Genomic DNA, 21,315 nt, shown 5'->3' on the forward strand with positions numbered 1-21,315 from the left:
ATGAAAGAAGTAAAAAAACGCGCACGTCTCATTTATAATCCGACCTCAGGCCAGGAAATTATCAAGCAAAATATCGCAGAAGTTCTAGAAGTGTTAGAGAGTATAGGCTATGAAACAAGTGCTTTTCAGACCAAACCTGAATACTTATCAGCCCAGAAAGAAGCAGAAAGAGCTGCAAAAGCTGGATTTGATTTGGTTTTGGTAGCTGGTGGCGATGGTACTATCAATGAAGTGGTTAATGGAATTGCACCTCTGGAACATCGTCCAAAGATAGCCATCATTCCTACTGGAACTACCAATGATTATGCAAGAGCATTGAAAATCCCTATGGGGGATCCAGTTGCTGCAGCGAAGATCATTGCTAAAAATGAAACCAAGCAAATTGATATTGGTCGTGCCTTTGGTGATAAGTATTTCATCAATATTGCTGCGGCAGGAGCTCTTACGGAGTTAACTTTTAGTGTTCCGAGTGAACTAAAGACGCGTTTGGGTTATCTGGCCTACGTTGCTAAAGGCTTCGAGATGTTTCCAAAATCCAAAGCCCGTCCTGTTCGTATTTACCATGATTGGGGAATTTTTACAGGAGAAGTTTCTCTTGTCTTTGTTGCCTTGACCAATTCTATCGGTGGATTTGAGCAATTCGCACCTGATACCAAGCTGGATGATGGCAATTTCACGCTTATTCTAGTAAAGACGGATAAAATCCTAGATATGTTGAGTCTGCTAGTTCAGGCTATGAACGGAGGCCAACACGTTTCAGATGTCAATGTTGAATATCTGAAAACTAGTAAACTCCGAATTGAAACTTTGGATCAGAAAGAGCCATTTATGCTTAATCTTGATGGAGAATACGGTGGCGACACACCAGTAGATTTGGAAGTGTGCCATAATCACATTGAGTTTTTTGTGAATCGTGAGGCGATTGATCAAGAAATTATGATTAACATATAAAATCAAATTTAATTTAGAAATTAGGGAGAAACATGTACAATTATCCTGTACTTATTCATTACCATCGTAAGGATGAAGCCTATGATGCTTGCAGTTTCAGTAAAAAGCCTGTGGATTCAGTAGAGCTTATCAAAGAAGAAGAATATTTTGGAGCTAAATTTTCACTGACTCAACCTGGTGAAGTGGTACTTGAGACCATGACTTTTACTGTTGAAAAAGATGGTGTCAGCAAAGAATATCCTATTCGCTTCAATTATTATCCGCTTTTGACAGAGGTTTGGATTTTGGATGGAGATGATACTGTTTATTATTCTGAAAATCCAGCCATTGCAAGTCCCCACTATAAAGACCAAAATCCTTTTGCCTTCGACAAGGCTATTAATAGTGCTAGTTTTGACCATCACTGGGGTTATCAAGGAGACTTGGGATGTCAGGTTACTGAAACTGAAACAAGCTTTAGCCTATGGGCACCAACAGCTACAGCTGTCCAAGTAGTAGTCTATGAATCTGCAAGCAATGACGCCCCTATCCTTAAAACTTTTGAAATGGAGCGTGGAAATAGTTATTCCTATAGCCACAAGTATAATACCATTGGAGTTTGGGGTTTAACAGTCCCAGAAAGCCTAGCAGGACGTGCCTACCACTACCAGATTGATTTTCCTCATCACCAGTCATTAACTCGTGATCCTTACACCATTGCAACGAGTCCTGATGGAAAACGTTCAGCCATTGTCTCAAATCAAGATCGTCATGTCGAAGGTTTTGAGGTTAAGCATGGTACAGAAGCAACTTGGCGCTTGGAAAATCCTTGCCAGGCTGTAGTCTATGAAATGCATATCCGTGATTTGACTAAGTCTGAAACTTCTGGTGTTACACCAGAATTAAGAGGGACCTTTTTAGGTGCAGCGCAAACTGGAACGGTCAACCAATTTGGTCAGTCAACTGCGTTTGACTACATCAAAGAACTTGGTGTCAACTATGTTCAGCTACAACCAATTGCTGACCGTCATAAAGAATACGATGCTGATGGAAATGTAACTTATAACTGGGGATATGATCCACAAAACTACAATGCTCCAGAAACTAGCATGTCTACAAATCCAAATGATCCAGGTCAAGCTATCCGTGATTTGAAAGCCATGGTCCAAGCTTATCACGATGCTGGTATCGGCGTTATTATGGATGTTGTATACAATCATACCTTCTCAACCGTTGATGCACCATTTCAAACAACGGTTCCTGATTATTATTATCGAATGAACCATGATGGAACCTACCAAAATGGAACAGGAGTCGGTAACGAAACTGCCAGTGAGCATGAAATGTTCCGTAAATATATGATTGATTCTCTTCTCTACTGGGTAAAAGAATATAATATTGACGGTTTCCGCTTTGATTTGATGGGAATTCATGACGTCAAAACCATGCAAATGATTCGTTGGGCTATGGACGAAGTCGATCCGAAAATCATCCTGTATGGAGAAGGTTGGGATATGGGAACAGGTCTTGCTCCTTATGACAAGGCTAAGAAAGACAATGCCTACCAATTGCCAAACATTGGATTCTTTAATGATAATCAACGTGATGCGGTCAAAGGTTGTGAAGTCTATGGCTCTATCAAATCTGGCTTCGTCAGTGGAGCAGGTACTGAGCCGATTGTCGCAAAGGCTATCCTTGGAAGCCGAGAGCTTGGTTCATACCTTAGTCCAAACCAAGTCTTGAACTATGTAGAAGCCCACGATAACTACAATTTACATGATTTACTTAAAACCCTTCATCCGATGGAGGGTGATAAATGCATCATGAAGAAAGTAGAAACAGCAACGGCTATGAACCTCCTCATGCAAGGGATGGCCTTCATGGAACTGGGGCAAGAATTTGGCCGTACTAAACTCGTAGCTACAGGCGAAAATGGAGAATTGACTCACGCAGATCGTGAGCGAGCAATGAACAGTTACAATGCTCCTGATAGCGTCAACCAAGTCAACTGGAATTTGATCAATGAGCGTCAAGATAGTATCGAGTTTGTTCGTCAGATTATCCGACTTAAAACACAAACCAGTGCCTTTTCCTACCCTACTTATGAAGAAGTCTACCGTCATGTCTTTGTTCACACAGCCATTGAAAATAGTGGTTGGATTGTCTACGAGATTCATGGTGGCGAAGAGCACTTCTTGGTTGTATTCAATGCCAAAGGAGCTTCATATTACTATGAAAATGCAGGAAATCTTGAAATGCTAGTTACAAATAGCCGTTCTAACCAAGAAAATGTTATTGACGACGTCAGTGTGGCAGTTATGAATGTTTTATCCTAAAAAATAACCTAAAACTCAAGATTTATGCTTGAGTTTTTTAATATTTCTAGACATAAAAATAAAAATGGAACAATTACTAAAAATAGTTGAAAATTTCAGAAAATTTGGTAAAATTATATAAAAAGAGTTATCTACGAATATTATGTTATCAAAATCTAAAAATGTTCAGTTTTTAAGTAAGTTGTTTTATATATAGATAATGAGAGTTATTTTTGTAACAGTAGCTAATAGAAAATTCCATCGCTTATCATCATTTATGAAAATTTTAGAAATGTTAAGATAACTATATGAAGATTTTCGAAAAAAATTTTAGTAGAATTCGGAAATTAGTTGAAAGTTTTCTTAAAAGATAGTATAATAAAGACATAGAAAACGCTTACAATAAAAGGGGGATTCAATGGATAAATTTGAGGCTTTAAGAACTTTTACTAGTGGCGAAAATTTTCATCTTCAGCACTATTTGGGAGCGCATCGTGAAGAAAGAGACGGTGAGTATGGCTATACATTCCGTGTCTGGGCGCCAAATGCGCAGGCTGTCCATCTAGTTGGTGATTTTACTAACTGGGCTGAAAATCAAATCCCCATGGTTCGTAATGAATCTGGAGTTTGGGAAGTTTTTACAACTTTAGCTCAAGAGGGACATATTTATAAATATCATATTACTCGTGCTAACGGGCATCAGCTTATGAAGATTGATCCCTTGGCAGTACGCTATGAAGCACGTCCGGGTACAGGAGCTGTTTTAACAGAAATTCCTGAAAAAAAATGGAAGGACGGGCTCTGGTTAGCTCGCAGAAAACGTTGGGGATTTTTCGAAAGACCGGTCAATATCTATGAGGCACATGCAGGATCTTGGAAGAGAAATCCTGATGGAACACCTTATAGCTTTGCTCAACTCAAAGAAGAGCTCATTCCCTATCTCGTTGAGATGAACTATACTCACATCGAGTTTATGCCTCTGATGGCTCACCCTCTCGGTTTGAGTTGGGGCTATCAGCTCATGGGCTACTTCGCTTTAGAGCATGCCTATGGTCGTCCTGAAGAGTTTCAAGACTTCGTTGAGGAATGTCATATCAACAATATCGGTGTAATTGTGGACTGGGTGCCAGGTCACTTTACAATCAATGATGATGCTTTGGCATACTACGACGGTACACCAACTTTTGAATATCAAGATCATAATAAGGCTAACAACTACGGTTGGGGAGCACTCAACTTCGACCTTGGTAAAAATGAAGTCCAATCTTTCTTGATTTCTAGTATTAAGTTCTGGATTGATTTCTATCACCTAGATGGGATTCGTGTGGATGCCGTAAGTAATATTCTCTATCTAGATTATGACAATGCTCCATGGACACCAAATAAAGACGGTGGCAATCTCAACTATGAAGGCTATTATTTCCTACAACGTTTGAACGATGTGATTAAACTTGCTCATCCGGATGTTATGATGATTGCAGAAGAGTCTTCTTCAGGTACCAAGATTACTGGCATGAAGGAAATGGGTGGACTTGGATTTGACTACAAGTGGAACATGGGTTGGATGAATGATATCTTACGTTTCTACGAAGAAGATCCCATTTATCGCAAGTATGACTTTAATCTTGTGACCTTCAGCTTCATGTATGTCTTTAATGAAAATTATCTCCTACCATTCTCACATGATGAGGTTGTCCACGGTAAGAAGAGTATGATGCATAAGATGTGGGGGGATCGTTACAATCAATTTGCAGGCCTGAGAAATCTCTACACCTATCAAATTTGTCACCCAGGTAAGAAATTACTCTTCATGGGTAGCGAATTTGGTCAATTCTTAGAGTGGAAGTCAGAAGAGCAATTAGAGTGGTCTAACCTAGAAGACCCAATGAATGCTAAGATGAAATATTTCACATCACAGCTTAATCAATTCTACAAAGACCACCGTTGTCTTTGGGAAGTGGATACAAGCTATGATGGGATTGAAATCATCGATGCAGATAATAGAGACCAAAGCGTTCTATCCTTTATCCGAAAAGGTAAGAAAGGCGAGATGCTAGTCTGTGTCTTCAATATGGCACCAGTTGAACGTCCTGATTTTACAATTGGTCTTCCAGTTGCAGGGATTTATGAAGAAATTTGGAATACAGAGTTAGAACAATGGGGTGGTGTGTGGAAAGAGCATAACCAAACAGTTCAAACTCAAGAAGGATTGTGGAAGGATTATGAGCAGACTTTGACATTTACCTTGCCAGCTATGGGAGCAAGTATTTGGAAAATCAAACGTCGCATAAAACCTACTAAAAAAGTCGCTAATAAAACTCAAAAAGGAGTAGAAAATGAAGAATGAAATGCTAGCTTTAATCCTTGCTGGTGGGCAAGGAACTCGTCTCGGTAAACTCACTCAAAGCATTGCTAAACCTGCCGTGCAATTTGGTGGGCGCTACCGTATCATTGACTTCGCTCTTTCAAACTGTGCCAACTCTGGTATCCATAATGTTGGGGTTATCACACAGTATCAACCACTAGCACTCAACAGCCACATTGGTAATGGTTCTAGTTGGGGTCTAGACGGTATTGACACAGGTGTTTCTATCCTTCAACCCTACTCTGCAAGTGAAGGAAACCGTTGGTTTGAAGGTACAAGTCATGCCATTTACCAAAATATCGACTATATCGACAGCATCAATCCTGAGTATGTTTTGATTCTTTCGGGTGACCATATCTACAAGATGGACTACGATGATATGCTCCAATCACACAAGGACAATAATGCCAGCTTGACAGTTGCTGTCTTAGATGTGCCACTTAAAGAAGCTAGCCGTTTTGGTATTATGAATACAGATGCTAATAATCGTATTGTCGAATTTGAAGAAAAACCAGCTGAACCAAAATCAACTAAGGCGTCAATGGGTATTTATATCTTTGATTGGAAACGACTTCGCAATATGCTAGTTGCAGCTGAAAAGGCTAATATTGATATGTCAGATTTTGGTAAAAACGTTATTCCAAACTATCTTGAAACTGGTGAAAGTGTCTATGCTTATGAGTTCAATGGATACTGGAAGGACGTTGGTACTATCGAATCACTCTGGGAAGCAAATATGGAATACATCTCTCCAGAGAATGCTCTAGATAGCCGTAACCGTCAATGGAAAATTTATTCTCGTAACCTTATCGCTCCACCAAACTTCCTTGGAGAATTCGCTCAAGTAGAAGACTCTCTTGTAGTGGACGGCTGTTACGTAAATGGTACAGTGAAACACTCTATTCTTTCTACAACTGCTCAAGTTCGTAAGGGAGCAGAAGTTGTTGATTCTGTTATCATGAGTGGAGCAGTTATCGGTAGAGGTGCTAAAATTACACGTGCAATCATCGGTGAAGGAGCAGTCATCGCTGATGGTGTTGAAATTGATGGTACAGAAGAAGTACAAGTAGTCGGATATAACGAAGTAGTGGGGGTAGCAACAGATGAAGATTGATAAATATTCAGCGATTTTAGGAAATACCGTTGGTTTCCATGATATGTCAACCTTGACAAGTAACCGTCCAGTGGCAACTTTACCATTTGGAGGAAAGTATCGTTTGATTGACTTCCCGCTTTCAAGTTTAGCTAATGCAGGCGTTCGTAGTATCTTTGGAATTTTCCAACAAGATAACATCAGCTCTGTATTTGACCATATTCGTTCAGGTCGTGAGTGGGGCTTGAATACACTTCTTAGTCACTACTATCTTGGAATCTACAATACTCGTGTAGAAAGTAGCACTGTTGGTAAAGAGTACTATCAACAACTTTTGACTTACCTAAAACGTTCAGGTTCAGACCAAACCGTTTCCTTGAACTGTGATGTTTTAGTAAATATCGATCTCAATCAAGTTTTCCATTTGCATAATACAACAAAATCACCGATTACAGTAGTTTATAAGAAATTACCTAAGAAGGACATTTCAGAAGTAAATGCTATCCTTGATATTGATGAAACTGACCATGTAGTTTCCCACAAACTTTTTGATAAAAAATCAGACCAAGATTTCTACAATATGTCAACAGATATCTTTGTTGTAGACACTCAATGGTTGATTAAGCGTTTGGAAGAAGAAGCTCAAAAAGAGCATCCAGAAAAATTACGTTATGTTCTTCGTGATTTGGCAGCCAAAGAAGGTGCTTTTGCATATGAATATACAGGTTACCTAGCAAATATTCATTCAATAGAAACATACTATCAAGCGAATCTAGATATGCTGAATCAGCAAAAATTCTACTCTTTGTTCTCACCAAATCAAAAGATTCATACTAAAGTTAAAAACGAAGAACCTACCTACTACGCATCTGGTTCAAAAGTGAACACCTCTCAATTTGCTTCTGGTAGTATCATTGAAGGTGAAGTGGATAAATCTATTATTTCGCGTAATGTTCGTATCAATAAAGACAGCTTGGTTAAAGAGTCTCTTATCTTCCCTCGTGTTGTCGTTGGAAAAGGTGCACAAGTTGAGTATGCAATTGTTGATAAGGGAGCTGAAATAGCTGAGGGAGTTGTTATTCGAGGTACAGCAGAAAAACCTGTTGTTATCAAAAAAGGTGAAAAAGTAACAGAGGACATTCTTTCATGAAAATTTTATTTGTAGCAGCCGAAGGAGCCCCTTTTTCTAAAACAGGTGGCTTGGGAGATGTTATCGGGGCTCTTCCAAAATCATTAGTTAAAGCTGGTCATGAAGTTGCTGTTATCTTACCTTACTATGACATGGTAGAAGCCAAGTTTGGTGATCAAATTGAAGATGTTCTCCAATTTGAAGTATACGTTGGTTGGCGCAGACAATTTTGTGGAATTAAGAAAACTGTTTTAAACGGTGTTACTTTCTACTTTATTGACAATCAATATTATTTCTTCCGCGGACATGTGTATGGAGATTTTGATGATGGTGAACGTTTTGCCTTCTTCCAACTTGCAGCCCTAGAAGCTATGGAGCGTATCGGATTTATTCCTGATGTCCTCCACGCTCATGACTACCATACAGCAATGATACCTTTCTTATTGAAGGAAAAATACAGATGGATTCAAGCTTACCAAGGAATCAAGACTGTTTTGACCATTCATAACTTGGAATTTCAGGGTCAATTCTCTGAAAGCATGCTTTGGGACTTGTTCAGGGTTGGATTTGAGCGCTACGCTGATGGAACAGTTCGTTGGAATGATTGTCTTAACTGGATGAAGGCTGGTATTCTCTATGCAGATCGTGTATCAACTGTGTCGCCAAGCTATGCTTATGAGATTATGACTACAGAGTTTGGTTGCGGTATTGATCAGATTCTTCGTATGGAATCTGGTAAGGTTTCTGGTATTGTTAATGGTATTGATACTGATTTATACAATCCAGAGACGGATGCTTTACTTGAGTATCATTTTAATAAAACTGATCTGTCAGGTAAGGCTCAAAATAAAGCGAAACTTCAAGAAAGAGTTGGTCTTCCAGTACGTCCTGATGTGCCAATGATTGGTATCGTGTCACGTTTGACTCGTCAGAAGGGCTTTGATGTGGTGGTTGAAAGCCTGCATCGTATGCTTCAAGAGGATATTCAAATTGTTCTCTTGGGAACTGGAGATCCAGGATTTGAACAAGCTTTCTCTTGGTTTAGTCAAGTATTCCCAGAAAAACTTTCTGCCAATATTACTTTCGATGTGAAATTAGCTCAAGAGATTTATGCAGCATGTGATATTTTCCTTATGCCAAGTCGTTTTGAACCCTGTGGACTTTCACAAATGATGGCCATGAGATATGGTACGCTTCCTTTAGTAAACGAGGTGGGTGGACTTAGAGATACTGTTCAAGCCTTTAATCCAATTGAAGGAACAGGTACAGGCTTTAGCTTTAACAACCTAACTCCATACTGGCTCAACTGGGCATTGCAAACAGCTTTGGATGTTTATCACAACCATCCTGATGTTTGGAAAAATATGCAAGTTCAAGCGATGGAATGTGATTTCTCTTGGGATACAGCCTGCAAGTCATATCTTGATTTGTACCACAGTTTAGCAAATTAAATAGTTAAAATCGTATGATATCTTCATACGATTTTTTGAGATGATAAAAGTAAGGGACTTAAATGAAAAAATTGAGAGGACTTTGTGTACTGGATGTTGATGGGACACTGATAGAAGAGGAAGTTATTGATTTATTGGGGAAAGAGGCAGAGTGTGAAGAAGAAGTAGCCCTACTGACTGCCCAAGCTATGAGGGGAGAACTAGATTTTGAAGAAAGCCTGAGAAAACGTGTTTCTTTATTACAAGGACTATCTGTAGATACTTTTGATAAGATTTATCATGAACTACACCTTAGTAAAAATGCTGCGCAATTTATTAACACTCTGCAAAAAAATCAGATAGAAGTGGGTCTAGTTTCAGGTGGATTTACACCTGTTGTTGAAAGATTAGCAAAAGATTTAGGGATTTCATTATTTGCTGCTAATCAACTGGAAATCAGAGATGGTCATTTAACTGGAAATCTTGTTGGTCCTATTATCAGCAGAGAAGTTAAAAAAGAAACCCTAGTAAGATGGGCTGATGAATTAGAGGTACCAATTGATAGAACAATTGCTATTGGAGATGGAGCTAATGATTTAGCAATGTTGAAGAGAGCTGGAATCGGCATTGGCTTCTGTGCCAAAGAAATCGTGAAAGAGGAAATTCCCCTTCAAATTGAAGATAGAAATTTAACAAAAGTATTGAATCTGATAGATTTCCTTTGATTAGAAAGATGAGTGTATGAAAATTGTTATAGCACCTGACTCTTTTAAGGAGAGTCTCCCTGCAAGTGAAGTAGCTAAAGCTATTAAACGAGGCCTTAAAAAGGTTCTACCTGAATCGAAATGTTTGCTCTTACCTGTTGGCGATGGAGGAGAAGGAACAGTAGATGCCATTAAAAATTCACTTGGTCTTGTAGAAAAAACTGCTTTAGTGACAGGTCCCTTTGGAGATGAAGTTCAAATGACTTATGTTCAAAAAGGAGAACTTGCTCTGTTCGAGGTGGCCGATTTAGTTGGGCTTGCTAAAATTCCTATAGAAAAACGAAATCCACTGAAGATTCAAACAAAGGGGATTGGTCAACTGATCCTTTATTTAATCGAACAAGGAATGAAAGAGATCTATATCGGAGTTGGTGGGACATCCAGTAACGATGGTGGAATTGGGATTGCTGCAGGACTCGGATATCAGTTTTATAATGAAAACGGAATGGAACTTGAGGCTTGTGGCCAGTCCTTATTTGAAGTAAGTAAGATTTTGGACAAAAGTGTCGTTACCATCCCTGCAGATGTGCATATCAAAATCTTAGCAGATGTGACCAATCCACTCTGTGGAATTCGCGGTGCCACCTATATATTTGGGAAGCAAAAAGGGTTGGAACCAGCTAAATTCCAAGACGTTGATATTGCTATTGAAAACTTCTATCGTAAAGTTGCCCATGAAATTCTAAGTCTTGAAGGAGCTGGAGCAGGTGGTGGTATTGCGGCTGGATTGTGTGCCTTTGCTGGAGCAGAGATTGTATCTGGTATCCAAACTTGTTTGGATTTGATAAACTTTGATGAACAGGTTTCAGATGCAGATCTAGTTATTGTTGGTGAAGGTAGGTTAGATTCTCAAAGTTTATCTGGTAAGGCTCCAATCGGAGTAGCAAAAAGAACACCAAATGGTGTTCCAGTTATTGCTATTTGTGGTAGTTTAGCTGAGGATTTACCGCCCTTGCCATATGAAAATCTCGTTGCTGCCTTTTCAATACTAGAAAAAAGCGAACCGCTTGAGAATAGTCTAAAAAATGCAGCTATCTATTTAGAAGATACAGCTGCAAACATTGGTCAAATTTTAGCTTTGAAGAAAAATTAACCAAACCACTTTTTCCAAAGAGAAGTAGGAGCTTTTTTCATCTCTTTTTCCTGCCATAAGTCTGAAAAGGCCTTTCTGAGGTCTTTTTCACTTGTTTGAACAGGGGCATCGCTATGGATAACTAGGCCAAAAGGAGAAGAGTTATGATCTTCAGAAACGATGGTCGCTTGGCAGTCAGCATCTTTGGATTTTTTTAGATAAAAAACTTGTTTATCAAACTCTACCTGAGGAGAAATTTTGACAAATAGAAGTTGAGTCTCTTTTTTTAGACTCTCTAAAATAGATACATAACCCTTTTGAAATTTATCATCATTAGCTGTTTCAAGGTCTGCATATCCAAGGACACGTTCCTCGAAAGTTCCGAGAAAACGTCTCTGTTCATCTGGATTTAGTTTAAGCCCACCATGAGCTTTTTCTAGGATTTGTTTTGATACATCAGTCATAAAAATAGTATATCATAAAATAAAGGAGAAAACAGATGAAAGAAAGCGATTACTTTATAAACTTAAGGAAAATTTGCACAAAGATAACGTTTTTCCTTGAAAAAGGAGTCTTTTTAAGGTATCATAGAGGTGTAAAAAATTTAACTCAATAAGGAGAGTAAAAAATGTCAATTATTACTGATGTTTACGCTCGCGAAGTCCTAGACTCACGCGGTAACCCAACACTTGAAGTAGAAGTTTACACTGAATCAGGTGCTTTCGGACGTGGTATGGTTCCATCAGGAGCTTCTACTGGTGAACACGAAGCAGTTGAACTTCGTGATGGTGACAAATCTCGTTACGGTGGTCTTGGTACACAAAAAGCTGTTGACAACGTAAACAACATCATCGCTGAAGCAATCATCGGCTACGATGTACGTGACCAACAAGCTATCGACCGTGCTATGATCGCACTTGACGGTACTCCTAACAAAGGTAAATTGGGCGCTAATGCAATCCTTGGTGTGTCTATCGCTGTAGCTCGTGCTGCTGCTGACTACCTTGAAATCCCACTTTACAGCTACCTTGGTGGATTCAACACTAAAGTTCTTCCAACTCCAATGATGAACATCATCAACGGTGGTTCTCACTCAGACGCTCCAATCGCTTTCCAAGAATTCATGATCGTACCTGCTGGTGCACCAACATTCAAAGAAGCTCTTCGTTGGGGTGCTGAAATCTTCCACGCTCTTAAGAAAATCCTTAAATCTCGTGGTCTTGAAACAGCCGTAGGTGACGAAGGTGGATTCGCTCCTCGTTTCGAAGGAACTGAAGACGGTGTTGAAACTATCCTTGCTGCTATCGAAGCTGCTGGTTATGTTCCAGGTAAAGACGTATTTATCGGATTTGACTGTGCATCATCAGAATTCTACGATAAAGAACGTAAAGTTTACGACTACACTAAATTCGAAGGTGAAGGAGCAGCTGTTCGTACTTCTGCAGAACAAATCGACTACCTTGAAGAATTGGTAAACAAATACCCAATCATCACTATCGAAGATGGTATGGACGAAAACGACTGGGATGGATGGAAAGCTCTTACTGAACGTCTTGGTGGTAAAGTTCAATTGGTTGGTGACGACTTCTTCGTAACAAACACTGCTTACCTTGAAAGAGGTATCGCTGAAGGCGCTGCTAACTCAATCCTTATCAAAGTTAACCAAATCGGTACTCTTACTGAAACATTCGACGCTATCGAAATGGCTAAAGAAGCTGGTTACACTGCCGTTGTATCACACCGTTCAGGTGAAACTGAAGATTCAACAATCGCTGACATCGCAGTTGCAACAAACGCAGGACAAATCAAGACTGGTTCACTTTCACGTACAGACCGTATCGCTAAATACAACCAATTGCTTCGTATCGAAGATCAACTTGGTGAAGTAGCTGAATACCGTGGATTGAAATCATTCTACAACCTTAAGAAATAAAATAGTTCAGTGAACTATTTTATCCCGAACCTTGAAACTCAAAAGTTCGGCTCTTGATTAAACAAGATTTAAGCCCCTCGGATTTTATCCGAAGGGCTTTTTTTCTGTTCGAGGGGCAAAATTTTTGTAGAAACAAACTGTATTTTTGCCATTCTAAGTGGGAAATAAAGATTTTTAAGCATATTTTTGGTATAATAATACCCAGGAAAAACTAGAGAAAAGAAGGAGGTAGAGATGGAAAAGTATTTATCGGTAGCAACGTTGACCAAGTATTTAAAAATGAAATTCGATAAAGACCCCTACTTGGAACGGGTCTATTTAACTGGTCAAGTCTCTAACTTCCGCAAGCGTCCAACGCATCAGTATTTTTCTCTTAAGGATGATCGTGCAGTTATTCAGGCAACCATTTGGTCAGGTATTTATCAGAAACTAGGTTTTGATTTGGAAGAAGGGATGAAGATCAATGTAGTTGGTCGTGTTCAAGTCTATGAGCCAAGTGGAAGCTATTCGATTATTATTGAAAAAGCTGAACCAGATGGTGTTGGTGCCTTGGCTATCCAATTTGAACAACTTAAGAAGAAACTGGCAGAAGAAGGTTTGTTTCAAGAGCGATTTAAACAATCTTTACCACAATTTTCAAAAAAAATAGGTGTGGTGACCAGCCGTAGCGGAGCTGTCATTCAGGATATTATTACGACAGTTAGCAGACGCTTCCCTGGTGTGGAAATTGTCTTATATCCTACTAAAGTTCAAGGTGAGGGTGCTGCAGAGGAAATTGCTCGTAATATAACTCGAGCCAATGAACGTGAGGATTTAGATGTTCTGATTATTGGACGTGGTGGTGGATCCATTGAAGATCTTTGGGCCTTTAACGAAGAGATTGTAGTTCGCTCTATCTTTGAATCACCGTTACCCATCATTTCAAGTGTGGGTCACGAAACAGATGTCACTTTGGCTGATTTTGTTGCTGACAAGAGAGCGGCAACGCCGACAGCTGCTGCTGAACTCGCTACACCAGTAACTAAGTTAGATCTTTTGGCCTATCTTCAGAATCAAGAAAAACGAATGACTACAGCAGTTAAGCATACCTTGTCAAAGAAAAAAGAAGCTTTGAGAATCCTCAGTCAATCGGTCATCTTCAGACAACCAGAGCGTTTATATGACGGTTATCTACAACGCTTGGATCAGTTACAGCTGCGACTGAAGCAAGGATTGAATGCTGAATTGGTTCGTAATCAACAAAAGGTGCAAGAACAAGTCCACCGTTTGGAACAATTATCACCAATCATCAAAATCCAGCGTTATCAGGATCATATCCAGCAATTAAAGAAACTGCTGCGAAGCCAGATGGCTGTGACCTATGATGCAAAAGTAGCAGAAGTAAAACGTCTATCAGAAGCTCTCCTTATGCTAGATACTAGTCGAATTGTAGCCAGAGGTTATGCAATTGTCAAAAAAGGAGAAGTCGTAGTCGCTTCTGCGAAAGATTTGAAAGAAAATGACCAAGTATCACTGTTGATGCGGGACGGTCAGGTAGAATTAGAGGTTAAAGATGTCAAAACAAAAGAAATTTGAGGAAAATCTAGCAGAACTTGAAACGATTGTTCAAAGCTTAGAAAATGGTGAAATTGCTTTGGAAGATGCTATTTCAGTTTTTCAAAAAGGAATGCTCTTATCCAAAGAATTGCAGGCAACACTTGATAAGGCTGAAAAGACCTTGGTCAAGGTGATGCAAGAAGATGGAACAGAAAGTGAACTGGTATGAACAAGCAGGAAAAACTAGCTTTGGTCGAGTCAGCTCTTGAAGACTTTTATGGCAACCAACAATTTGCATCAAACTTAAGAGAAGCCGTTCTTTATTCCATACATGCAGGTGGTAAAAGGATTCGCCCCTATCTACTTTTAGAAGTTTTGGAGTCCTTGCAGGTATCTATTGCACCAGCCCATGCACAGGTTGCAGCGGCGCTAGAGATGATTCATACAGGAAGTTTGATCCATGATGATCTTCCTGCTATGGATAATGATGATTTTCGTCGGGGGCGTTTGACCAACCATAAGGTGTATGGTGAAGCTCTAGCTATTTTAGCAGGGGATGCGCTTTTTTTGGATCCCTATGCTTTAATTGCTCAAGCTGATTTGCCGAGTCAAACAAAGGTTGATTTAATAGCTAATTTATCACTTGCTTCTGGAAGTATGGGAATGGTGGCTGGACAAGTTTTAGATATGGAAGGCGAAGGAAAACACTTGAATTTAGAAGAACTTCAGACTATCCATGCTAATAAGACCGGTAAACTTTTAGCATTTCCTTTCCAAGCGGCTGGAATCATTGCTGAATTGGATGGAAATCTTCAGAAGCAGCTTAAAACAGTTGGCGAGTTGATTGGCCTGGCTTTCCAAGTGAGAGATGATGTGCTTGATGTTACAGCAAGTTTTGAGGAAATCGGCAAGACACCCCAGAAAGATTTGCAATCCGAAAAGTCAACCTATCCTGCTTTGTTGGGATTAGATCAGGCGATAGCATTTTGCAATCAAACCTTGGATCAAGCTAATGCGAAACTAGAAGAGATTAGCCGAGTTGTGAGCTTTGATAAGGAACCAATTGTGAAAATAGTAGAAAGTTTGAGAATCAATGGCTAAGGAAAGAGTAGATGTATTAGCTTACAAACAAGGTTTATTTGAAACGAGAGAACAAGCCAAACGAGGTGTTATGGCTGGTTTGGTAGTTGCTGTTATAAATGGCGAACGATTTGATAAACCAGGAGAAAAAATTCCTGACGATACAGAGTTGAAACTCAAGGGCGAGAAACTTAAGTATGTCAGTCGTGGTGGCTTGAAACTTGAGAAGGCGCTAGATATTTTTGATCTATCAGTTGAGGGAAAAACGACCATTGATATCGGAGCTTCAACTGGAGGTTTTACGGATGTCATGTTGCAAAATGGTGCTAAACAAGTTTTTGCAGTTGATGTTGGTACTAACCAACTGGCATGGAAATTACGTCAAGACCCTCGTGTTGTCAGTATGGAGCAGTTTAATTTCCGCTATGCTGAAAAGACCGACTTTAATCAGGAACCAAGTTTCGCAAGTATCGATGTCAGTTTTATTTCCCTAGGCCTTATTCTGCCAGCTTTGCACCGAGTTTTAGCTGATCAAGGGCAGGTTGTTGCTCTAGTTAAACCTCAATTTGAGGCTGGTCGAGAACAGATTGGTAAAAATGGCATTATCAGAGATGCCAAAGTTCACCAAAATGTTTTAGAATCAGTTACTAAAATGGCAGTTGATGAAGGATTTTCAGTCTTAGGATTGGACTATTCTCCTATTCAAGGTGGTCATGGGAATATCGAGTTTTTGGCCTATTTGCGAAAAGAAGATCACGCAATCAATCAGGTTACTTCTGAAATAGAAAAAATAGTGGAGAAAGCACATAGAGAATTTAAAGATGAATAAAAAAGAGAGACTTGAGAAGATTAGAAGATTTGTTACAGATTATCAAATCGGCACACAGGAAGAAATCGTTGAACACTTGAGAGAAGCGGGTATCTCTGCTACTCAAGCAACAGTCTCCCGAGATATTAAAGAATTAGGTATTGTAAAAATTCCATTGAAAGACAATACTTACATTTATGAATTACCAAAATCAATCGTTAGAAGCTTGCAATTGGCAGAAAACAATATTGTTCATGCTGAACGAATGGGATATATGATCAATTTGCAAGTCATTCCAGGAAATACTGTTTTCGTTAAGAGTCAGTTGATGGCTGTTTTTTCTGACCAAATTTTTAGCTGTATTGCTGATGATAATTCCATCTTGATGGTATTGAGAAGTGAAGAAACAGCCAAAGATATTTTTGAGCAAGTTAAAAATTGGTAGGATTATATGTTACTGGAAATTTCGATTAAAAATTTTGCTATCATCGAATCAATTTCTCTGAATTTTGAACAAGGGATGACAGTTTTAACTGGTGAAACAGGTGCGGGTAAATCAATCATTATTGATGCTATGAATATGATGTTAGGAGCTCGAGCTACAACAGAGGTTATTCGTCATGGGGCTCCCAAAGCAGAAATTGAAGGTCTTTTTTCAATTGAAAGTACTCGCGCGCTAGAAGAAATTTTTGATGAACAAGGATTAGAATTGAGTGATGAAATCATTATTCGTCGCGAAATTTTACAAAACGGTCGGAGCATCAGTCGTGTCAATGGACAGATGGTTAATCTTTCAGTATTAAGGACGATTGGTCAACAGCTAGTTGATATCCATGGTCAACATGACCAAGAGGAGTTAATGCGCCCACATCGACATATCCAGATGTTGGATGAGTTTGGGGACACTTCTTTCTTTGAAGTAAAAGAAGCCTATCAGATGAGCTTTGATAACTATCGCCGTATGCGTAAGCAAGTGCTTGACATCAAAAAAAATCAGCAGGAACACAAGGCTCGTATTGAAATGTTGGAATTTCAGATTGCTGAGATTGAAGCAGCTAATTTGAAAGCTGGTGAAGATATTGTCCTTAATCAAGAAAGAGACAAACTACTGAACCATAAACATATTGCCGATACTTTAACAAATGCTTATAGTATGCTTGATAATGAAGAATTTTCAAGCCTTGCAAATGTTCGTTCGGCCATGAATGATATGGAAAGTCTTGAAGAGTTTGATCCAGAGTATCGTGAGATTTCAAGCTCCCTTTCTGAATCCTATTATGTTCTAGAAGATATAACCAAGCGATTGGAATCCATTATCGATGATTTAGATTTTGATGGTAATCGTCTGATGCAGGTTGAAAGTCGACTAGATTTGATTCATACCATTACCCGTAAGTATGGTAGTAGTGTAGATGATGTCCTTGAATACTTTGCCAAGATTACAGACGAATACAATCTTCTAACAGGAAATAATCTATCTTCTGAAGATATGGAAATCGAACTCAAGAAACTTGAAAAAAATCTTGTGGACCTAGCAGGTCAAGTTGCTCAGGCTCGCCATAAAATAGCGAAGGACTTAGAAGCTGAAATCAAGCAAGAATTGCAAGACCTTTACATGGAGAAAGCACAATTTCAAGTTCGTTTTAGTCAAGGAAAATTCAGTCGTGAAGGTAATGAGAGTGTTGAATTTTACATTTCAACCAATCCTGGAGAAGATTTTAAACCTTTAGTAAAAGTAGCTTCTGGTGGAGAGTTGTCTCGTCTCATGCTAGCCATTAAGTCTGCCTTTTCTCGAAAGGAAGGCAAGACTAGCATTGTCTTTGATGAAGTAGATACGGGAGTTTCAGGTCGTGTAGCTCAAGCCATCGCACAAAAAATTCACAAAATTGGACAGCACGGTCAAGTATTAGCTATTTCTCACCTTCCTCAAGTTATTGCGATTGCAGATTATCAGTTCTTCATCGAAAAGATTAGCAATGAATATTCGACCGTTTCAACAGTTCGCTTGTTAACAGTTGAAGAAAGGATTGAAGAAGTCGCTAAGATGTTGGCTGGAGAGAATGTGACAGAAGCAGCATTGAATCAAGCGAGAGAATTATTACAAAGTAAGGAGAAATAAATGACAGACTATTATGTAATTGGTGATGTCCACGGAAAAGCTGGAATGTTAGAAGACTTACTAAAAACATGGGATGGCAAGACTCAATTGCTCTTTCTTGGAGATTTGATTGATAGAGGAGAAGATAGCCGCCGTGTTCTTGAAATGGTCAAGGACTTGGTAGAAAATCAAGGAGCGATTTGCATATCAGGAAATCACGAGTACATGTTTTTAACTTGGTTGGATAATCCTGAAGAAAGCTATGACCACTATCGTCGTAATGGCGGGGATACAACTATTAATTCTATTTTGGGGCGTCCACTGGATGCACCAGTAGATGGAGTAGCAGATGCTAAGCGTGTCGAGACTGAAGCAGCCGACTTAGTGGAGTTTATCCGTCAGATGCCTTTTGTGATTGAAACAGATAAGTATATCTTTGTTCATGCCGGTATTGATTTGACTTTGGATGATTGGCACGATACTACTGACTATAAGAAGGTATGGCTCAGAAAACCATTTCACGAAGCAGCCAATCATACTGGAAAAACCATTGTCTTTGGACATACACCAGTCTATGGTTTGTTGGATCAAAAACCTGGTACATCTGAACTTTGGATGACAGAAGACGGTAAGATTGGAATGGATGGAGGAGCTGTTTACGGCGGTGTCCTTCACGGTATTGTCTTTACCGACCAAGGTATGACAGAACACTATTTTATCGAAAATGACGGCTTTGTTGCTGAAGATTAGTACTCCTAACAGGGTATGGTCTTGTCAAAATGTTAAAAACAATTTATAATTAATAGATACCCTGAAAGGAAGAGAATGATGAACTTAGAAGAATTGAAAAAACGACAGGAGAAGATTCGTAACTTCTCTATTATCGCCCATATTGACCATGGAAAGTCAACACTAGCAGACCGTATTTTGGAAAAGACAGAGACAGTTTCCAGTCGTGAAATGCAGGCCCAACTTCTTGATAGTATGGATTTAGAGCGTGAGCGTGGAATTACTATCAAGCTTAATGCTATCGAGCTTAATTATACAGCTAAAGATGGTGAGACTTATATCTTCCACTTGATTGACACACCTGGACACGTGGACTTTACCTATGAGGTTTCACGTTCCCTAGCTGCTTGTGAGGGTGCTATCTTAGTAGTCGATGCCGCCCAAGGGATTGAGGCTCAAACACTGGCAAACGTCTATCTTGCTTTGGATAATGATTTGGAAATTCTTCCAGTTATCAATAAGATTGACCTACCAGCAGCAGATCCAGAGCGCGTGCGAACAGAAATTGAAGATGTTATTGGTCTAGACGCTAGCGAAGCAGTGTTGGCTTCAGCCAAGGCGGGTATCGGTATCGAAGAAATTCTCGAGCAAATTGTCGAAAAAGTACCAGCACCAACTGGTGACGTGTCAGCACCATTGAAAGCTTTGATTTTCGACTCAGTTTACGATGCTTATCGTGGGGTTATCCTCCAAGTTCGTGTTATGGATGGGGTAGTCAAACCAGGTGATAAGATTCAGCTAATGAGTAATGGTAAAACCTTCGATGTAACTGAAGTCGGAATCTTCACACCTAAAGCTGTAGGACGAGACTTCCTTGCGACAGGTGACGTTGGTTATATCGCGGCTTCTATCAAGACGGTTCAGGACACACGTGTCGGTGATACAGTAACCTTGGCGATAAATCCAGCGACTGAACCACTTTCAGGATACAAGCAGATGAATCCAATGGTTTTCGCAGGTCTCTATCCAATCGAGTCAAATAAATACAATGACCTTCGTGAAGCTCTTGAAAAATTGCAACTGAATGATGCTAGCTTGCAGTTTGAACCAGAAACATCCCAGGCTCTTGGATTTGGTTTCCGTTGTGGTTTCCTTGGACTTCTTCATATGGATGTTATTCAGGAACGTTTGGAACGTGAGTTTAACATCGACCTCATCATGACAGCTCCGTCTGTTATCTACAAGGTTAATCAGACTGATGGTGAGTCTATGGATGTGTCTAACCCATCCGAGTTTCCTGATCCTACAAAGATTGCAACTATCGAAGAACCTTATGTTAAGGCGCAAATCATGGTACCGCAGGAGTTTGTCGGAGCAGTAATGGAATTGGCTCAACGCAAGCGTGGGGACTTTGTAACTATGGACTATATTGATGATAATCGTGTCAATGTCATCTATCAAATCCCACTAGCTGAAATCGTCTTTGACTTCTTTGATAAGCTCAAATCTTCAACACGCGGTTATGCAAGCTTTGATTATGAATTATCAGAGTATCGTCCATCTAAGCTGGTGAAAATGGATATCCTTCTTAATGGTGCTAAGGTGGATGCTCTTAGCTTTATTGTTCACAAAGACTTTGCTTATGAACGTGGGAAACTCATTGTTGATAAGCTCAAGAAAATCATCCCTCGTCAACAATTTGAAGTGCCGATTCAAGCAGCTATTGGGCACAAGATTGTGGCTCGTACTGATATCAAGGCTCTTCGTAAGAACGTACTTGCTAAGTGTTACGGTGGTGACGTTTCTCGTAAACGCAAACTCCTTGAAAAACAAAAAGCTGGTAAGAAACGCATGAAAGCCATCGGTTCTGTAGAAGTACCACAAGAAGCCTTCCTCAGCGTATTGAGCATGGATGAAGAATAGTTGAGCTCTCAAGAAAAAATAAGATAAATATAAAATAATGATTTTTTAAGAGGCTGGGTAAAAAGTCAATTTTCTCCGAAAATGAAAAAATATAACGCATAGTATCAAGG

The 21,315-nt window shown here is 39.5% G+C and carries 18 protein-coding genes; 17 read left to right on the forward strand and 1 reads right to left on the reverse strand.

The genetic code is table 11. The features are described from left to right. The 8 genes from RRU92_RS06490 to RRU92_RS06525 all read left to right on the forward strand — a co-directional run bounded on the left by RRU92_RS06490 (nucleotide 1) and on the right by RRU92_RS06525 (nucleotide 11,119). Entirely contained in the window at nucleotides 1-951 is a 951-nt protein-coding gene (locus RRU92_RS06490) for a diacylglycerol kinase family lipid kinase (RefSeq protein ID WP_248034372.1), read from the forward strand. A 32-nt stretch (nucleotides 952-983) separates the two neighbouring features. Next, the gene (pulA, locus tag RRU92_RS06495) at nucleotides 984-3,266 is read left to right on the forward strand and encodes a type I pullulanase (RefSeq protein WP_315639025.1); all 2,283 of its coding nucleotides are present in this window, start codon (nucleotides 984-986) and stop codon (nucleotides 3,264-3,266) included. A 397-nt stretch (nucleotides 3,267-3,663) separates the two neighbouring features. Next, nucleotides 3,664-5,592: a 1,4-alpha-glucan branching protein GlgB gene (gene glgB, locus RRU92_RS06500; protein WP_315639026.1), complete on the forward strand. Its 1,929-nt coding sequence runs from the start codon at nucleotides 3,664-3,666 to the stop codon at nucleotides 5,590-5,592. Beyond that, a complete protein-coding gene (locus RRU92_RS06505) occupies nucleotides 5,582-6,724 on the forward strand; it encodes a glucose-1-phosphate adenylyltransferase (protein ID WP_315639027.1) in 1,143 nt (380 codons plus the stop codon). Before glgB ends, RRU92_RS06505 begins: the two co-directional genes overlap by 11 nt. Further along, the gene (gene glgD / locus RRU92_RS06510) at nucleotides 6,714-7,853 is read left to right on the forward strand and encodes a glucose-1-phosphate adenylyltransferase subunit GlgD (RefSeq protein WP_315639029.1); all 1,140 of its coding nucleotides are present in this window, start codon (nucleotides 6,714-6,716) and stop codon (nucleotides 7,851-7,853) included. The genes RRU92_RS06505 and glgD overlap by 11 nt, the downstream gene beginning before the upstream one ends. After that, a complete protein-coding gene (glgA, locus tag RRU92_RS06515; protein ID WP_045763411.1) occupies nucleotides 7,850-9,283 on the forward strand; it encodes a glycogen synthase GlgA in 1,434 nt (477 codons plus the stop codon). The genes glgD and glgA overlap by 4 nt, the downstream gene beginning before the upstream one ends. 62 nt (nucleotides 9,284-9,345) lie before the next feature. Continuing rightward, on the forward strand, nucleotides 9,346-9,987 hold the full coding sequence (gene serB, locus RRU92_RS06520; RefSeq protein ID WP_315639031.1) for a phosphoserine phosphatase SerB: 642 nt from the start codon (nucleotides 9,346-9,348) through the stop codon (nucleotides 9,985-9,987). Between the two features lie 16 nt (nucleotides 9,988-10,003). Beyond that, nucleotides 10,004-11,119, forward strand: a complete 1,116-nt coding sequence (locus tag RRU92_RS06525) for a glycerate kinase (RefSeq protein ID WP_315639033.1) — start codon at nucleotides 10,004-10,006, stop codon at nucleotides 11,117-11,119. Here the strand turns inward: RRU92_RS06525 and RRU92_RS06530 are convergent. Then, the gene (locus RRU92_RS06530) at nucleotides 11,116-11,562 is read right to left on the reverse strand and encodes a DUF1694 domain-containing protein (RefSeq protein ID WP_315639035.1); all 447 of its coding nucleotides are present in this window, start codon (nucleotides 11,560-11,562) and stop codon (nucleotides 11,116-11,118) included. The two genes, RRU92_RS06525 and RRU92_RS06530, sit on opposite strands and share 4 nt — an antisense overlap. A gap of 164 nt (nucleotides 11,563-11,726) precedes the next feature. On the opposite strand from RRU92_RS06530, the gene eno reads away from it, so the two are divergent. The 9 genes from eno to lepA all read left to right on the forward strand — a co-directional run bounded on the left by eno (nucleotide 11,727) and on the right by lepA (nucleotide 21,205). Then, on the forward strand, nucleotides 11,727-13,031 hold the full coding sequence (gene eno / locus RRU92_RS06535) for a surface-displayed alpha-enolase (protein ID WP_000022825.1): 1,305 nt from the start codon (nucleotides 11,727-11,729) through the stop codon (nucleotides 13,029-13,031). A 234-nt stretch (nucleotides 13,032-13,265) separates the two neighbouring features. Continuing rightward, nucleotides 13,266-14,606, forward strand: coding sequence for an exodeoxyribonuclease VII large subunit (xseA, locus tag RRU92_RS06540; RefSeq protein WP_248034363.1), 1,341 nt, complete (start codon nucleotides 13,266-13,268; stop codon nucleotides 14,604-14,606). Then, complete coding sequence (locus tag RRU92_RS06545) at nucleotides 14,584-14,796, forward strand: exodeoxyribonuclease VII small subunit (protein WP_315639036.1); 213 nt, start codon at nucleotides 14,584-14,586, stop codon at nucleotides 14,794-14,796. The genes xseA and RRU92_RS06545 overlap by 23 nt, the downstream gene beginning before the upstream one ends. After that, the gene (locus RRU92_RS06550) at nucleotides 14,793-15,668 is read left to right on the forward strand and encodes a farnesyl diphosphate synthase (protein ID WP_315639038.1); all 876 of its coding nucleotides are present in this window, start codon (nucleotides 14,793-14,795) and stop codon (nucleotides 15,666-15,668) included. Before RRU92_RS06545 ends, RRU92_RS06550 begins: the two co-directional genes overlap by 4 nt. Beyond that, entirely contained in the window at nucleotides 15,661-16,476 is an 816-nt protein-coding gene (locus tag RRU92_RS06555) for a TlyA family RNA methyltransferase (RefSeq protein ID WP_315639039.1), read from the forward strand. The genes RRU92_RS06550 and RRU92_RS06555 overlap by 8 nt, the downstream gene beginning before the upstream one ends. Then, nucleotides 16,469-16,900: an arginine repressor gene (locus tag RRU92_RS06560; protein WP_315639040.1), complete on the forward strand. Its 432-nt coding sequence runs from the start codon at nucleotides 16,469-16,471 to the stop codon at nucleotides 16,898-16,900. The genes RRU92_RS06555 and RRU92_RS06560 overlap by 8 nt, the downstream gene beginning before the upstream one ends. 6 nt (nucleotides 16,901-16,906) lie before the next feature. Further along, nucleotides 16,907-18,574: a DNA repair protein RecN gene (gene recN, locus RRU92_RS06565; protein WP_315639042.1), complete on the forward strand. Its 1,668-nt coding sequence runs from the start codon at nucleotides 16,907-16,909 to the stop codon at nucleotides 18,572-18,574. After that, nucleotides 18,575-19,303, forward strand: a complete 729-nt coding sequence (locus RRU92_RS06570) for a metallophosphoesterase family protein (protein ID WP_315639043.1) — start codon at nucleotides 18,575-18,577, stop codon at nucleotides 19,301-19,303. Between the two features lie 78 nt (nucleotides 19,304-19,381). Beyond that, complete coding sequence (lepA, locus tag RRU92_RS06575; protein WP_315640915.1) at nucleotides 19,382-21,205, forward strand: translation elongation factor 4; 1,824 nt, start codon at nucleotides 19,382-19,384, stop codon at nucleotides 21,203-21,205. Nucleotides 21,206-21,315 lie beyond the last annotated feature (110 nt).

Source organism: Streptococcus sp. DTU_2020_1001019_1_SI_AUS_MUR_006, from assembly GCF_032340315.1.
GTDB lineage: Bacteria > Bacillota > Bacilli > Lactobacillales > Streptococcaceae > Streptococcus.

Excerpts from the sequence above, each read along its gene's own strand:
- RRU92_RS06490 (WP_248034372.1), top strand. The coding sequence starts at position 1 with ATGAAAGAAGTAAAAAAACGCGCACGTCTCATTTATAATCCGACCTCA.
- pulA (WP_315639025.1), top strand. The coding sequence starts at position 984 with ATGTACAATTATCCTGTACTTATTCATTACCATCGTAAGGATGAAGCC.
- glgB (WP_315639026.1), top strand. The coding sequence starts at position 3,664 with ATGGATAAATTTGAGGCTTTAAGAACTTTTACTAGTGGCGAAAATTTT.
- RRU92_RS06505 (WP_315639027.1), top strand. The coding sequence starts at position 5,582 with ATGAAGAATGAAATGCTAGCTTTAATCCTTGCTGGTGGGCAAGGAACT.
- glgD (WP_315639029.1), top strand. The coding sequence starts at position 6,714 with ATGAAGATTGATAAATATTCAGCGATTTTAGGAAATACCGTTGGTTTC.
- glgA (WP_045763411.1), top strand. The coding sequence starts at position 7,850 with ATGAAAATTTTATTTGTAGCAGCCGAAGGAGCCCCTTTTTCTAAAACA.
- serB (WP_315639031.1), top strand. The coding sequence starts at position 9,346 with ATGAAAAAATTGAGAGGACTTTGTGTACTGGATGTTGATGGGACACTG.
- RRU92_RS06525 (WP_315639033.1), top strand. The coding sequence starts at position 10,004 with ATGAAAATTGTTATAGCACCTGACTCTTTTAAGGAGAGTCTCCCTGCA.
- RRU92_RS06530 (WP_315639035.1), bottom strand. The coding sequence starts at position 11,562 with ATGACTGATGTATCAAAACAAATCCTAGAAAAAGCTCATGGTGGGCTT.
- eno (WP_000022825.1), top strand. The coding sequence starts at position 11,727 with ATGTCAATTATTACTGATGTTTACGCTCGCGAAGTCCTAGACTCACGC.
- xseA (WP_248034363.1), top strand. The coding sequence starts at position 13,266 with ATGGAAAAGTATTTATCGGTAGCAACGTTGACCAAGTATTTAAAAATG.
- RRU92_RS06545 (WP_315639036.1), top strand. The coding sequence starts at position 14,584 with ATGTCAAAACAAAAGAAATTTGAGGAAAATCTAGCAGAACTTGAAACG.
- RRU92_RS06550 (WP_315639038.1), top strand. The coding sequence starts at position 14,793 with ATGAACAAGCAGGAAAAACTAGCTTTGGTCGAGTCAGCTCTTGAAGAC.
- RRU92_RS06555 (WP_315639039.1), top strand. The coding sequence starts at position 15,661 with ATGGCTAAGGAAAGAGTAGATGTATTAGCTTACAAACAAGGTTTATTT.
- RRU92_RS06560 (WP_315639040.1), top strand. The coding sequence starts at position 16,469 with ATGAATAAAAAAGAGAGACTTGAGAAGATTAGAAGATTTGTTACAGAT.
- recN (WP_315639042.1), top strand. The coding sequence starts at position 16,907 with ATGTTACTGGAAATTTCGATTAAAAATTTTGCTATCATCGAATCAATT.
- RRU92_RS06570 (WP_315639043.1), top strand. The coding sequence starts at position 18,575 with ATGACAGACTATTATGTAATTGGTGATGTCCACGGAAAAGCTGGAATG.
- lepA (WP_315640915.1), top strand. The coding sequence starts at position 19,382 with ATGAACTTAGAAGAATTGAAAAAACGACAGGAGAAGATTCGTAACTTC.